The sequence below is a fragment of the Mesorhizobium ventifaucium genome (assembly GCF_935822925.1).
In the GTDB taxonomy this organism is placed as follows: domain Bacteria; phylum Pseudomonadota; class Alphaproteobacteria; order Rhizobiales; family Rhizobiaceae; genus Mesorhizobium; species Mesorhizobium ventifaucium.
Genome location: NZ_CAKXZS010000078.1, coordinates 67358 through 83380, shown reverse-complemented (window position 1 = coordinate 83380; position 16023 = coordinate 67358). Strand labels below are relative to the sequence as shown.

General features: G+C 65.7%; 3 protein-coding genes. 1 reads left to right on the top strand and 2 read right to left on the bottom strand.

Annotation, left to right across the window (positions count from 1 at the left end):
* Window positions 1–319: 319 nt before the first annotated feature.
* Together NMG70_RS31265 and NMG70_RS31260 are read right to left on the bottom strand one after the other, a co-directional pair.
* Window positions 320–8236 carry a translocation/assembly module TamB domain-containing protein gene (locus NMG70_RS31265; RefSeq protein WP_254028051.1) on the bottom strand — a complete coding sequence of 2639 codons (7917 nt, stop codon included), beginning with the start codon at window positions 8234–8236 and terminating at the stop codon, window positions 320–322.
* The gene (locus NMG70_RS31260; RefSeq protein ID WP_254028050.1) at window positions 8236–10164 is read right to left on the bottom strand and encodes an autotransporter assembly complex protein TamA; all 1929 of its coding nucleotides are present in this window, start codon (window positions 10162–10164) and stop codon (window positions 8236–8238) included. The genes NMG70_RS31265 and NMG70_RS31260 overlap by 1 nt, the downstream gene beginning before the upstream one ends.
* Window positions 10165–10467: 303 nt before the next feature.
* Here NMG70_RS31260 and NMG70_RS31255 point away from each other — a divergent pair, with 303 nt between their 5' ends.
* Window positions 10468–15948: an alpha-2-macroglobulin family protein gene (locus NMG70_RS31255; protein ID WP_254028049.1), complete on the top strand. Its 5481-nt coding sequence runs from the start codon at window positions 10468–10470 to the stop codon at window positions 15946–15948.
* The last annotated feature ends 75 nt before the right edge of the window (window positions 15949–16023 follow it).

The window sequence follows — 16023 nt, the reverse complement described above, 5'->3', positions numbered from 1 at the left end:
GGGAAGCAGTTCGCGTGATAACGACAGTCTTGGCGCAAAATTGCTATTGCCCGGCAGATTTCGTTCGAATCTCCGGCATCGATCAAACTGAGACATTCACCACAGCGCCGCACGTCCGATTGGACGCGCAACGGACGCTGTAGCACTTTGATTTGCGCATAATCCTCATGCATGTCGCGCAAAAGTGCGCAGCGGTTTTGCGACAACGACATGCATAATTTCGCATCTAGCGAAACTTTGCACAGTGCCAGCCGATCCCGGACAGGGTGCCAGAACGGCGACGACTGTCGGACTGCCAGAGCCTTTCGCGCCCGCCGGCTCAATACTCGCGTTCGTAGAAAACGCCGCCCTTGGCTTCGCCGGCGTCGGTGGCTTCGCCGCGCAATTTGACGCCGCGGCCGACATCGAGATCGATCGCCGCCTTGCCCGAACCCGGCTTGTCGCCCTTCTGGATCGTCACATAGGTGCGGTCGTTGAGATATTTGCCGGCCGAGACCGCGGTGCCGCCCTCCTCGTCGGTGATGACGTCGAGATCGTCGACGCCGATGGCGCTGCGCAGGTTCTGGAGCAGCGAAGTCGAGCCGCCGATACCGGCCAGTTGCGCGGCGGCTTCGGCAAGCTGGGCGATCTGCAGCGGCGACAGGTTCGACATCGAGCGGCCGAAGATCAGTTGCGCCAGAACCTCGTCTTCCGGCAGCGCCGGCACCGACGAGAAGTTGAATTTCGGATTGGTGGCCTCGCCCGAAACCACGATGGTGACGGTGGTGCTGCTCGTCGTCGATGTCGCTGTCAGATTGAGATAAGGCACCAGCGACCCCGAAAAGCCGACGGTGCCTTCGGTGAAGGTCAGCCGCTTGGCCAGGATCGACAGCCGCCCGCGCTGCAAGGTGAAGGTGCCGACCGCTTGCGGCGACGATGCCGGGCCCGTCAGCCGCAGCGAACCGCCAAGCTCGGCATCGACACCCCTGCCCTGGATGAAGATCTGGCTGGGCGCGTTGACCGTGACATCGAGGTTGAGGCCGCCACCAGCGCTGCTGCCGCTCGCCGTTGCCGGGCGCAACGCCTTGTCTTGCGCGCGCACTGCGGCCGGTGCGTTCTTGTGCCTGACGTTGAGCGCCGCAAGCGAGCCCGGCAGCTTTTCGGGAACGGTGATGACGGTCTTGGCCAGGTTGATCGTGCCCGAGATCACCGGCGCCGATGTGAGTGGCCCCTTGATGGTCAGGTCGCCACTGAGATTGGCGGTGACCACCCTGCCGTCGGTGTAGCGGCCGTCGACGAGCTTGACCGACAGGTCGGCCGGAAAGCCTTGCGCCGGATTGATGCCGACCGTGCCGCTGGCCGACAGGCTGCCGCGCGTCGACAAATTGCCGGTCAGGCGGTTGATCCTGGCGACGCCACCGCCGATCGCCACATCGGCGGTGATATCGTTGATCGCAAGTCCCGAGCGTGCATCGATCAGGCGGGCGCCTGACGTGCGGACCGTGCCTGTGATCACCGGCGCCGTCGCCGGGCCGCGCACCCTCAAATTGACGTCGGCCGTGCCGCTCAACGACAGGCCTTGCGCGGCCAGTGTCCGGGTGAGGAAGGCGAACGGCACCTTGCCGGAAAAGTCGAGGTCAAGCGTCGGCGTGCCCGACGTCGTCATCGTGCCGCCGCCCTTGAGGCCGAGACCGGCGGCATCGCTCATGTTGGCCTCGAAGGCCAGTCGGTTGCCGGAAAACGTGCCGGAGGACGAAACGCCCATGCCGCCGAAACCGGCGCCGCGGGTCTGCGACGTCTGGACGCCTGCGGCGTCGATCTTGAAGGCGACGGCCGGATTGGCCGGCGCGCCCGTCACCGTCACCGTGCCAGAGATCGAGCCGGCGGCATCGAGGCCCGGCGAGAAACTGTTGGCGAGCGACATCGGCACCTGCGCCAGCGTCGTGTTGAGATTGAGCGCCTCCCCGACCTTGCCCGAAACCGTCGCCGTGCCGCCGCCGAGGTTGAGTGCGAGCCTGTCCAGGCTGGTGGTGCCGTTGGCGATGGTGATGGTCGAGGCCTGGGCGATCGCTGCCTTGATGCCGCGCATGGTCGCCTCGCCGGAGGTGAGCTCGACCGTCGTCGTGCCGTTGGCGACCCTGACGCGACCGGCTGCCCTGGCCGGAATGTCCTTGACGGTGGCGCCGCCGGAAAAGCCGGTCCAGTCGCCGTCGCGGGTCAGATCGACATCGATGCCGCGAATGACGGTGCCGCCGGAGGTGACGCTATCGGCCCGGATTTTTCCGGAGATCACCGGTGCCGCGAGATAGTTGGCGATCGATGCGTCGATAGTCACCGTCTTCGCCGAAACATCGCCGCGTGAAATCGACGCCGTCGAAGCCTTGATGGTGACCTCAGGCGCATTGCCGGCCTTCGCGAAGACGATCATGCCGCGCACGTCGCCTTCCGCCTTTTCCAGCGCAAGGGCTGCGAGCGGTCCGATGTCGGGCAGGTCGAGCGCCACGGTGCCTTCAGGCACGAACGCCTCATCAAGCGCCAGGTCGCCTGATATCCGGTTCTTGCCGAGCGACAGCAGAAGCCCGTCGATGGCGCGCTTGCCGTCGGATGTAGCCAGCACGGCACTGCCTTGCAGGGGCTGGCCGGCGACATTTCCGGTCAATTGGACATTGGCCGCCGGGTTGGCGGCATCGGCCTTGCCGGTGGCGGTGAGCCTCAGCCCGGTGATCTCGCGTTCGGCCACCGAAAGCCGGTCGCTGTTGACCGTCAGCGACAGGTCGGGCGCGGTGCTGGCGCCTTGTGCATTCAGCGCGAAGGCGATGGCGCCGTTGGCATCCCCGGACAGAAGCGAGATGTCGGCCAGCGCGCCTTTGATGTCGACGGTGAGCTTGTTGTCGGCAAGGCTGGCCTGCCCGTCGGCGGTCAGCGCGCCGGACACCAGCCTGATCGCGTTGGCGGTGACATTGCCATTGGCGTCGCGCTTCAGCGCGGCACTGAGTTCTGTCCGCTCCGCGAGCACACCGCGCGCTGCCGCCGGCAGCGCTGCGGAAGCCGCATCCGCCCTGAGGTTCAGATCGATGGCGCCGTCGGCCAGCGAGACCCTTCCGTTGAAGCCGGTGTTCAGCGCGTCGCCCGTTACCGACCCGCTGTCGATCACGATGGTGTCGGTCGCCAGGCTGCCGGCGACTTGTGCCGTGATCCTGCCGGCGATCAGCGGCGCTATGGTAGGATTGTCCAGGTCGATCTTGTTTGCCGTCACCGTGCCGGAGATCGGCCCCGTCCGGCTCTTCACGTCGAAAGCGTCCGAGTGCAATGCCAGCGTGAGCCCCTCGACATCACTAAAATTCGTCGCGACCGAAGGCAGAACAGCGGAAATGTCGAGCTGCGGCTGCGTGCCCTGCCCCGCAGCCTTCACCGACAGCGCCTGCAACTCGAGCTTGATCGGGCTTTCGGTGCTGCCAAGCGCCAGCGGCAGGCTCGGCCCGGTCGAGGCCAGGTCGAGCGAAAAATCGCTGGCGCCGTTCGGATTGATGGTGCCGGCGGCCTTGCCGGAAATTTTGTCCCCGGCAAGCATCGCGTGGTCGATAGCAATGCCGCCGGCGGAGGAGAAACTGCCTGCCGCATCGAAGGTGAGCGGCCCGAGCCCCGCCTGGCGGGTCTGGCTGGTCTCGGCGCCGCTGAGCTGCGCCTTGAAACGAATGTTGGGGGCTGCCGACGGTCCCGTCACTTGCGCCGTTCCACCGAGCCTGCCCGCGGCGTCGAGGCCGGGTGAAAAATCATTGGCCAGGGCGGCCGGCAGTGCGGAAAACTCCGCCGCGAGGTCGAGCGTCGGGCCGGCGGTGCCGGCCACGGTCACCGATCCGCCGCCGACATCGAGCATCAGCTTTTCGATGCTTGCGGTGCCATTGGCGATGCTTAAGCTCGACGGCTGCGCGACCGCCGCCTTGATGCCGCGAATGGTCGCGTCGCCGGAGGCGATCTCGATGCTTGTCGTGCCGTCCGCGATCCTCACCCTGCCTTCGGCCCTGGCCGGAATGTCCTTGACGGTGGCGCCGCCGGAAAAGCCGGTCCAGTCGCCGTCGCGGGTCAGATCGACATCGATGCCGCGAATGACGGTGCCGCCGGAGGTGACGCTGTCGGCACGGATTTTTCCGGAGATCACCGGTGCGGCGAGATAGTTGGCAATCAGCGCATCGATGGTGACCGTCTTTGCCGAAAGATCGCCGCGCGAAATTGAATCTGTGGTCGCCTTGATGGCGACATCAGGCGCATTGCCGGTCTTCGAGAAAGCGATCGTGCCACGCACGTCGCCGTTAGCTTTTTCCAGCGCCAGGGCTGCGAGCGGACTGATATCGGGTAGATCCAGCGCCACCGTGCCGAGCGGCAGGAATCGATCGTCGAGAGCAAGGTCGCCCGAAACTTTGTTGTCGCCCAGTGACAGGCTCAGTCCGTTTATGGACCGCTTTCCCTGGCGCGTTACCAGCGACGCTTTGAAATCGAGTGGCTCGTCATTGACGGATCCGGTGAGCGAGATATCGGCCGCCGGGCTGGCGATGTCGCCCTTCCCCGTCGCGGTGAGCTTTAGCCCGGTGATCTCTCGCGCCGCCACCGAAAGCCGGTCGCTGTGGACCGTCAGCGACAGGTCCGGCGCTGTACCAGCGCCCTGCGCGTTCAGTGCGAACGTTATGGCGCCTTTGGCATCCCCGGACAGAAGCGAGATGTCGGCCAGCGCGCCCCTGACGTCGGCGGTGACCTTGTTGTCGGCGAGGCTGGCCTGCCCGTCGGCGCTGAATGCACCTGATACCAGCCTGATGGCGTTGGCGGTAACATTGCCGTTGGCGTCGCGCTTCAGTGCCGCGCTGAGCTGCGTCCGCTCGGCGAGCACGCCGCGCACTGCCGCCGGCAGTGCTGCGGAAGCCGCAACCGCCCTGAGGTTGAGATCGATGGCGCCATCGGCCAGCGAGACCCTTCCATTAAAGCCGCTGTCCAGCACCTCGCTCGTCACCGAGCCGCTGTCGATGACGATGGTATCGGTAGCGAGATCGCCGGCGACCTTGGCGGTGATCTTTCCGGCGAGCAGCGGCGCGATGGTCGGATTGTCCAGGCCGATCTTGTCCGCCGTCACCGTGCCGGAGATCGGCCCTGTCCGGCCCTTCAGATCGAAGGCGTCGGAATGGAGCGCAAGCGCAATGCCTTCGGCCTTGGCGAGGTTGGTGGCGACCGACGGCAGTGTCGCGGAGATATTCAGCGTCGATTGCATGCCCTGCCCCGCGACCTCCACCGACAGCGCCTGCAACTCGAGCTTGATCGGGCTCTCGGTGCTGCCAAGCGCCAGCGGCAGGCTCGGGCCGGTCGAAGCCAGGTCGAGCGAAAAATCGCTGGCGCCGTTCGGATTGATGGTGCCGGCGGCCTTGCCGGAAATTTTGTCTCCTGAAAGCATCGCGCGGTTGATGGCGACGCCACCGGCGGAGGAGAAGCTGCCTGCCGCATCGAGGTTGAGCGGCCCGAGCCCCGCCTGGCGGGTCTGGCTGGTCTCGGCGCCGCCGAGCTGCGCATCGAAACGAATGTCTGGGGCTGCCGACGGTCCGGTCACCTGCGCCGTTCCACCGAGCCTGCCCGCGGCGTCGAGGCCGGGTGAAAAATCATTGGCCAGGGCGGCCGGCAGCCCGGAAAACTCTGCCGCAAGATCAAGCGTCTGGCCGGCGGTGCCGGACACAGTCACCGATCCGCCGCCGACATCGAGCATCAGCTTTTCGATGCTGGCGACGCCATTGGCGATGCTTAAGCTCGACGGCTGCGCGATCGCCGCCTTGATGCCGCGAATGGTCGCTTCGCCGGAGGCGATCTCGACACTTGTCGTGCCGTCGGCGATCTTCACCCTGCCTTCGGCCCTGGCCGGAATGTCGGCGACGGTGGCGCCGCCGGAAAAGCCGGTCCAGTCGCCGTCACGCTTCAAATCGACACCGATGCCGCTGATCACGGTGGTTCCCGATGTGACCGTATCGGCCTTGATCGTGCCGGAGATCGCCGGTGACTTGAGGTAGTTGGCGACCAGCGCGTTGACGGCGATGGTCTTCGCCGCCAGATCGCCGCGCGAAATAGACCCGCTCGTCATATCGATGGCTACCGTCGGCGCGCCACCATCATTCGAGAGGCGGATGCTGCCCTGCACGTCGCCGGCCGCCGTCTGCCCGGCAAGCGCCGCCATCGGGCCGATATCAGGCGCTTCGAGTGTCAGCGTGCCGAGCGGCAGCAAGCTGTCGTCGAGCACGAGAGCGCCCGAGATCTTGTTGTCGGCCAGCGCCAGGCTAAGCCCGTTGACGGAACGCGTTCCGTCGCGCGTCACCAACGATGCCCTGAGTTCGAGCGGCTGGTCGTCGACGGACCCGGTCAGTGCGACATCGGCAGCCGGATTGACGATGTCGGCCTTGCCCGTCGCAGTCAGCTTGATCGTCTTGACCGTCCGGCCCGACGCCGTCAGGCTGTCGCTGTCGGCCGAGACCGAGAAATCCGGCGCCGAGCGCGCGCCGCTCGCCGTCAGCGCGAAATTGACGGCCCCGCCGACCGGTACGCCGACCATCGGCGACAGCACCGAAACGTCGCCGAGCGTGCCCCTGATGTCGGCCTGGATGTCGGTGCCCGTCGCGCTGGCGGTGCCGCTGGCGCTGAGCGAGCCCGATGTGAGTTGCAGCGCATTGGCGGCAAACAAGCCTTGCGGGTCGCGGGTCGCGGTCGCCGAGAATGTCACACGCTCGCCGAGAACCGGGCGGATCTGCGGCGGTAGCGCAGTCGAGACCGCATCGGCATTCATCTTGAGCGTCATCGCCAGATCGGCCAGCGTCACCCTGGATGTCACCGAGGCATTGAGCGCATCGCTGCGCAGCGTGCCTTGATCGACGACGATCTCCTCCTTGCTGACCGACCCGGCGAGGTCCGCGGTGACCCTGCCGGTCACCAGCGGCGCCAGCGTCGCCACGTCGGTGTTCAGGCCGCCGGCGATAAGCTTGATGGTGACCGGTCCGCTGCGGTCCTGGATGTCGAAGCCGTCGGAATGGATTTCGGCCACGAGATCGTCCACCCGCGTGCCGCCTGCCACCACCGAGACCAGGGACGCGCCGATGTCGATTATCGGCGCCTTGCCGCCGCCGAACGCGCGGGCCGTGGCACCGTTGATCGCGACCGTCACCGGCTGCGCCGCGGCGCCGAGGCTGAGCACGATTGGCGGCCCCTTGGCGGCGAGCTCCACCGAAAGGTCGCTGGCGCCGTTGGGGTCGATGATGCCCGCAGCGGTGCCATGCACGGCATCGCTGTCGATGCTGGCGCGCTCGACCTCGACGCCGCCCGTCACGATCGCGGTTCCGGCGAAGTCGAAGCTGGTCTTGCCGGTAAACAAGGATTTCAGATTGTCGGGCAAGAAGCGCTGGAAGTCGCCGTCGCCCTTGGCCTCGACATAGTTGCCCTTGTCGGTGAGCTGGTGGCGACCGGTGAGCTGGGTGACGATCTGGCCGTCGACGACGAAGGTACCGATGCCGCTCCAGTTGGCGACCGGCCCGGTGCCGGTGACGACGATGTTGACCGGCGGCGCATCGGGCAATTTGAGGAGATTGGCGATGATGCCGCCGGCCGGCTCCGATGCCTTCAGATCGAGATCCAGCTTGTTGTCGGCGGGCGCGAAATGGATGTTGGCGTCGACCTTGCCTTGCCTGCCGTCGTGGCGGGTGATGTTGAGGCTGGTTTCGAGCGCCAATGGCGCTGCGTCGGCCTTGAACGATCCCTTGGCCGCGAGCTCGGCGATATCGCTGCCGGCCAGCGCCTGCCCGAGCGCGATTTCCGGCAGGTCGATCTGCTTGATGTCGAGCGACACCGGCAGCGTGGTGGCGCCACCTTGGCTCGGCTGCGTGCCGGCCACCGGCAGCCGCGCCAGCTCGATGCGATCGGCGGCGACGCGGCCGGCGCTGAAGTTTTTCGACAGAAGCGCCAGCGGCGACCAGTCGACGGCCACCTTGCGCGCCACCAGCCAGGCGCCCTGGCGATCCTCCAGCACGACATGGTCGACCGTCAGGGCTCCGGACCAGATGCCGTCGATGCCGCTGACCGTGACCTTCCGGTCATCGGTCGACGCCACGTTGGAGACGATGCCGGCGAGATTGGCGCGGCCGCGCTCGGTCTTGGTCAGCACGACGAGCGCACCGACCACCGCCGCCACCACGGCGAGCAGCGTATAAAGGGCAATGCGAAGGATGCGCTTGAACATTGTCATCAAAACGCCTGGCCGATGCCGGCATAGATGCCGAAATGCGGGTCATCGGGATCCCGGTTGAGCGGCACCGCCGCATCGATGCGCAGCGGTCCGAACGGCGTAATATAGCGCAAGCCGACGCCGGCGCCGACGTTCATGCCCGAAAAATCCGGGAATTGATTGGTCGAGACGGTGCCGGCATCGACGAACGGCACGACGCCGATCGTGTCGGTGATGGCGATGCGCATCTCGACCGAGGTCTCGAAGAGCGAAAGCCCGCCGATCGGCTCTCCGTCGGCGTCCTTCGGACCGATGCCCTGATAGGCATAACCGCGCACCGAGCCGCCGCCGCCGGCATAGAAGCGCCGGTTGGCCGGAACATCCTGAAGGCCGGCGCCGACGATCGAGCCGATGACGACTCGTTCGGCAAGCACGAATTTCGAAGCCGCGTCGAGCGACTGATAGGCCGATCCTTCGCCCCTCAGCTTGACGAAGGCCGCACCGTTCAAAATGTCGTAGCTCGGCTCGGCATAGGCCAGCGCCCTGAATCCCGTCGTCGGGTTGAGCCGGCTGTCGCGGTTGTCGTAGACATATCGCAGCGGAACGCTGGCGATCAGATAGGTGTGCTTGCCGAAAGAATCGTGGATCTTCGAATAGTCGAGCGCGACTTCCGCGGAAACCGTCTGCTGCCTGTCGAGTTCATAAGACAGGCCGGTGTTGCCCTTGACAGAGAAATTGTCGTAGGCGTCGGGATGCTCTAATACGGTGCTGACGCCGACGAAGAATTTAGACGCCGGCCCGACCACGCCCGGCTTTTCGAACATGATGCCGGCATTGTAGTTCAGCTCGGTAAACTCATTGCTGCCGATGCCGCTGATTGCGCCCTCGATGCGCAGCTTTTCGGCACGGCCGAACAGATTGCGGTGACCCCAATAGCCCTCGAGGCCGAGCCCCTCGGTGTTGGAGAAGGTGCCGCCAAGGCCGAAATAGCGCGGCTTGCGCTCGCTCACCTCGACGCCGATCGGGATATTGCCGTCAGCGTCGAGACTGTCGGCCTCCTTCAGCGTCACGCTGTTGAAGACTTCCAGCCCGAGCAGCCGGTCGCGCGCCTCGTCGACCTCTTCCGGCGAATATTGGCGGCCGCGCTTCAGGCCGGTCATATATTCGGTGAAATCGCGGTCGACCTTCTCGGTGCCTTCGACGGTGGTGTCGCCGTAGCCGGCAACCGGCCCGGCGGCCACGGTCAGCTTCACGTCGAGTGTCGAGGTGGCGTGATCGGCAACGATCTCGCGGGCCGTCACCTTGGCCAGCGGCCTGCCGTCCTCCTTGAGCGCCCGCACGATCGACGCCTCGGCCTTGAGCACGGCACCGGAACTGGCATCGCCGCCGGCGAGCAGGCCGAAATCGGCGCCAGCCAGCCCCGCCGCGTCGCCCTCCAGACTGATGTCGCCAAGCGTGAACTTCGGCCCGGTCGCAATGTTGATCACCACTGGAATCGGCTGCGGACCCGAGAATTCGGCGTCGGGCGGCAAATCGTCGAGCGGCTTGCCTTCGATAGTAATGGTGACGACGCCCTCGTAGCGGGCGTCCGCATAAAGGGCGGCGACAAGCTGATCGCGGTCGGCACGCGCCTTGGCCAGCAGGCCCAGCGAACCGGAGACCGGACGTTCTTCGTCGTCCTTCAGCGCCGAGGCGTTTTCGAGTTTCTCGGCAAGATCCTCGTCGGCGTCGGGCGCCTGGATTGTCACTGCGTAGCGCAGCGGATCGACGATGTCGGCATCTTCATCCTCGGACGATCCCCACAGCTTGATGCCGAAGATCTCGAAAGCGGCCGCATTTCCGCTCGCGCCAATCAGTGCAGTCGAGCATAGCAAGGCGGAAAGCAAGGCGAGCGAAAACACGCGCCGTGGCGCGGTTCCTCCCGACTTCTGACTTTCATACGCCGACATTACAACTCTACACTAGCGGCCAAAGCTAAAATTGGAATGAAGTTCTGAATTGCTCGTAAACGGGCCACAATCCAATTGCCACAATCCAATTGTCTGAAATGGACAGGGCTTGGAATTCACACCTTCTGCGTCGCCGCAAGAAAGCGTGATCCCTGTCCTATGCAGGTACTACCGGTCATCGGCCGGAAAGGAAACCGTTGGCAGGCGGAGCCTGCAGCGTCCTCGTGTTGACAAGCTGGACTGAAGCTTGAACATGTCTGGACGTAAATTGGACGTAACGTAAGCAGTGTCCGGAGGGGTGTCATGGCAATGCGCGCGGCTCGTGGTCTGTCGATTCTTTTCCTTCTCTTTTTCGCCTGGGGCAGTGTCGCGCAAGCGGCCGAAGCGCGCCGGGTGGTGACATCGGACAATTCCGATTATTTCGGCTTCGATCTCAGATCTGACCAGAATGTCAGCCTCAATCAGTGCACGACGACATGTCTCGGCGATACCGCCTGCCGCGCCTTCACCTACAACCCCAAGGCCAAATGGTGTTTTCTCAAATCCGACTACAACACGCTGAAGCCCTTCAAGGGCGCCGTCGCCGGCAAGGTCGTCAACGTCGAAGGCGACCCAGATATCGGCGCGCCGCCGGAGCTCGCCTTCTTCCCCGCCTGGATCGCCGACCAGGCCCAGCAATACCGCAACAGGCTCACCGGCCCGGCCTACACCAAGCCCACCGAAGGGCTGACGACGCTGCGGGAGGCGGCAAAGCAAGCGTCGCAGGCCGGCGACCACCGCTTGGCCGTTCAAAAATACGAGGCTTTGGTTTCGGTATTGCCCGACGATGGCCAACTTTGGCTTGAACTGGCGCGGGAAACGCTTGCCGTGCAGCCGACCGCCAACAGCCCGGAGGCGTCGACCCTGCCGGCGAACGCCACCTCCACCGGCTTCAACGCCTACAAATTGCTGCGCACCACAAAAACCCGCGCCGAAGCGCTGGCACTGCTTGGCGACGGGCTTGATCGCCGCGACCTCGCTCGGCCGGCCCTGCAGGCCTACGAAGCGAGCCTCGCGCTGGTCAGTTCGCCTTGGGTCGCGGCCGCCTATCAGGACCTCAAGGCGCGCAAGGGCTTCCGCGTCGTCGATCACACGGTCGACGCAGACACCAGCGCGCCACGCATCTGCGCGCAGTTTTCAGAAGACCTGGTCAAGACCGGCGTCGACTACGCGCAATTCGTCACCGTCGACAACGCCGCCCCCAAGGGCGTCGAGGCCAAAGACAAGCAGATCTGCGTCGAAGGGCTCGAGCACGGCCAGCATTACGACGTGACCTTCCGCCCCGGCCTGCCAGCCGCCATCGGCGAGGTGATCACCACCCCGGTGGTGCTGTCGATCTATGTGCAGGACCGCGCCCCGTCCGCCCGTTTCACCGGCGACAGCTTCGTGCTGCCGGCCGGCGCGCGCCGCGGCATCCCGGTCGTCACCGTCAACATGAGCGCCGCTGAAATGAAGCTTTACCGCATCGGCGACCGTTCGCTGACCCAGCTTCTGTCCGGCTACCAGTTCCTGCGCCAGCTTGACGGCTACGACATCTCCAACATTTCCAATCAGATGGGCGAACCGGTCTGGCAGGGCCAGCTCGACATCGTTAACGACCTGAACAAGGAAGTCACAACCTCCTTCCCGGTCGACGAAGCGCTGCCGCAGCGCAAGCCCGGCATCTATGTGCTGACCGCGCAACCGGTCGACGAGAATGACGACGACTATGATTCGCGCGCCACACAATGGTTCGTCGTCTCCGACATCGGCCTGTCGACCTATACCGGGCAGGATGGGCTGCACGTCTTTGCCCGTTCGCTCGGAACCGCCAAGCCGATATCAGGCGCTGAACTGACGCTGCTGGCCAGGAACAACGAGATCCTCGGCACCGCAACCACGGACGCGGAAGGCCGCGCCGTCTTCAACCCCGGATTGACGCGCGGCGACGGCGGCATGGTCCCGGCCGTGCTGACAGCCAAGCAGGGTGACAGCGACTTCGTCTTCCTCGACATGGGCCGCGCCGGCTTCGATCTTTCCGATCGCGGCGTCACCGGGCGTCCGGCGCCAGGCGCGCTCGACGTCTATGCCTGGAGCGAACGCGGCATCTACCGCGCCGGCGAGGACGTCCATGTCGCAGCACTTGCCCGCGACGGCGCCGCCAAGGCGGTCGAGAACCTGCCGCTGACCTTCATCTTCACCCGTCCCGACGGCGTCGAGAACCGCCGCATCGTCAGCGACGGCGCATCGGCCGGCGGCCATGCCGTCGACCTGCCGCTCGAACCCAACGCCATGCGCGGCACCTGGACGGTGGCGATCCACACCGACCCCAAGCAGGCGGCGGTCGCCAGCCAGATGTTCCTGGTCGAAGATTTCGTGCCGGATCGCATCGAGTTCGACCTGTCCTCCGACAAGCAGGAGATCGCGCAGGGCGAAACCGCCAACGTTACCGTCGACGGCCGTTTCCTTTATGGCGCGCCGGCCGCCGGGCTGGCGCTCGAGGGCGAGCTGACGCTGTCGACCACCCGCGACTGGGATCGCTTCAAGGGCTATTCCTTCGGCCTCGCCGACGAGCAGTCGGCGGAACCGTCGGTGACGCCGTTCACCGGCCTGCCGGTGGTCGGCGAGGACGGCAAGGCGGCCTTCCCGATTTCTGTCGACCAGTTGCCCTCGACCACCAAGCTGGTCGACGCCAAGGTTGCCGTCAGGATGCGGGAGACCGGCGGCCGCGCCGTCGAACGCTCGCTCAACATCGCCATCCGGCCGCAGGGCCACATGATCGGCATCCGCCCGGATTTCGACGGCGACGAGGTGCCGCAAGGCGGCACGGCGAAGTTCGGCCTGATTGCCGTCGACCCCGACGGCAAGCGCGAGGCGCTGCAGGGCGCGCAATGGTCGCTGGTCAAGGTCGAACGCAATTACCAATGGTACCGCTCGAGCAATTCCTGGAATTATGAGCCGGTCACTTTCACCAAGTCGGTGGCCAACGGCCAGGTCGACCTGACCGCTAACGGCGAGGCCACCGTATCGCTGCCGGTCGACTGGGGCCGCTATCGGCTCGAGATCGAGACCTCGGACCCGGAAGGCCCGGCGACCAGCTACGAATTCGACGCCGGCTGGTATGTCAGCTCCACCACCACCGAAACGCCCGATGGCCTCGAGATCGCCCTCGACAAGGACAATTACGCGGCGAGCGAAGTGGCCAAGCTCAAAGTATCGCCGCATTTTGCCGGCGAGCTGCTCGTCACCATCGGCGCCGACAAGCTCTTGAAGACCGTCACCGCCAGCGTGCCGGCCGGCGGCAGCACCATCGACATCCCGGTCGGCGACGACTGGGGCGCCGGCGCCTATGTCACAGCAACGCTGTTCAGGCCGGGCGATGCGCAGGAAACCCGCATGCCAGCGCGCGCCATCGGCGTCAAATGGCTGAAGGTCGATCCGGGCTCCAAGAAGCTCGCCGTCAGCTTGACGCCGCCGGACAAGACCATGCCGCGCCAGCCGCTGTCGATCCCGGTTTCGGTGGCCGGCGTGCAGCCGGGCGCCAACGCCTATGTCATGGTCGCGGCCGTCGATGTCGGCATCCTCAACCTGACCAATTACAAGGTGCCGGATCCGGAGACCTGGTTCTTCGGCCAGCGCATGCTCGGCCTTGAAGTACGCGACCTCTACGGCCGCCTGATCGACGGCTCGCTGGGCACGACCGGCAAGCTGCGCAGCGGCGGCGACGGTGCCAACATCCAGTCGCAAGGCAGCCCGCCGACCGAAAAGCTGGTCGCCTTCTTCTCCGGTCCGGTCCAGCTCGACGCCGACGCCAAGGCGCGGATCGACTTCGACATCCCGCAGTTCAACGGCACCGTGCGCGTCATGGCCGTCGCCTGGACCAAGGACGGGGTCGGCCATGCCCAGTCCGACGTGATCGTGCGCGATCCGGTGGTGATCACCGCCGGCCTGCCGCGTTTCCTGGCGCCCGGCGATTCGGCCGTCATGCGGCTTGACGTCACCGACGCCGACGGTCCGGAGGGCGACTATGCGCTGTCGATAGATACCACCGGCGACCTTTCGACCGGCAATGCCGCCCTGCCCGAAAAGCTGACGCTGGCCAAGGGCAAGCGGCAAACGTTGAGCGTGCCGCTGATCGCTGAGACGCCGGGCAACGCCTCGATCACCATCAAGCTCGCCCATGCCGGCGGCACCGCCGTCGAGCAGACGCTCTATGTTCCGGTGCGCCCGGCGCAATTGCCGGTGACCACCCGCATGGTGGTCGACCTCAAGGGCAATGGCGGCTCGCTGCGCGTCGACAAGGAGCTGCTGGCGGCAAGCCTGCTCGACGGCGCTTCGGTCAGCGTCGGCGTTTCACAGGCGGCGGCCTTCGACGTGCCGTCGCTGCTGATGACGCTCGACCGCTACCCCTATGGCTGCGCCGAGCAGACCACCAGCCGCGCCATGCCGCTTCTCTATGTCAACGAGATGGCGTCGGGCATCGGCATGGCCAGCGACGCCGACCTGCACGGCCGCATCCAGGACGCCATCTACAAGGTGCTGAGCTATCAGGCCTCGGCCGGCAGCTTCGGCCTGTGGGGCCCGGGCTCAGGCGACCTGTGGCTCGACGCCTATGTCACCGACTTCCTGACCCGGGCGCGCGAGCAGAAATACGACGTGCCGGCCCTGGCGATGAACCAGGCGCTGAGCAATCTGCAAAACGCGATCGGCTATGACCAGGACGTCAAGGATCGCGGCAGCGAGATCGCCTATGCGCTCTATGTTCTGGCCCGCAACAAGAAGGCCTCGATCGGCGATCTGCGCTACTACGCCGACACCCAGCTCGAAGCCTTTACCAGCCCGATGGCCGTCGCCCAATTGGCGGCGGGCCTAGCGCTCTATGGCGACACACAGCGCTCGGAAGCCACCTTCCAGGCCGCCCTGCAACTGGCCAATTCGACCTCCGCATACGACTACTACAGGTCCGATTATGGCTCGCCGCTGCGTGACGGCGCGGCGATGCTGGCGCTTGCCGCCGAATCCAAGCCAGTGCCGGCGATCGTGCCGGCGCTGATCAAGGGGGTGACGCAGGAACGTGCCGCCGTCAGATGGACCAGCACGCAGGACGAGTCCTGGATTCTGCTGGCGGCCCGTGCCCTGAAGGCCGGCAATGATGCGATCGCGCTGACCATCAACGGCGCGCCGCATGCCGGCGCCTATTCGGACCAGATCGCCGGCAGCGACATTGCCGACAGTCCGCTGACCGTCGCCAACACCGGCAGCAACCCGTTGCAGGCGGTCGTCACCACGGTGGCCTCACCGATCCAGCCGCTGCCGGCCAGCGGCGACGGCTTCACCATCGACCGCACCTACTACAAGCTCGACGGCACCGAAGCCAATGTCACGCAGGCGACCCAGAACGAACGCTATGTCGTGGTGCTCAATATCTACGAGCAGAACAAATGGCCGTCGCGGCTGGTGATCACCGATCTGCTGCCGGCCGGCTTCGAGATCGACAATCCGGGCCTGGTTTCCAGCGCCCAGTTGTCGAATTTCTCCTGGCTGGCCCAGACCGACGCCGCCCATCTCGAATTCCGCGACGACCGTTTCGTCGCCGCCTTCAATCCGAACGACGGCGACGGCGACCGCAACATCACGCTCGCCTATGTCGTGCGTGCGGTGACGCCGGGCACCTATGCCCACCCGGCGGCAACCGTCGAGGACATGTACCGGCCGCAATATTCGGCCCGCACGGCCACCGGCATGATGGAGGTCAAGGCGCCGTAAGGCGCCAATGGGGGCGAACAGGAACATGGCGATGGCGCTGCCCCCTCACCCGACCTCCGCTTCGCTCGGTCGACC

Coding starts and splice junctions, on each gene's coding strand:
- NMG70_RS31265 (WP_254028051.1), bottom strand. CDS start 8,236: ATGACAATGTTCAAGCGCATCCTTCGCATTGCCCTTTATACGCTGCTC.
- NMG70_RS31260 (WP_254028050.1), bottom strand. CDS start 10,164: ATGTCGGCGTATGAAAGTCAGAAGTCGGGAGGAACCGCGCCACGGCGC.
- NMG70_RS31255 (WP_254028049.1), top strand. CDS start 10,468: ATGGCAATGCGCGCGGCTCGTGGTCTGTCGATTCTTTTCCTTCTCTTT.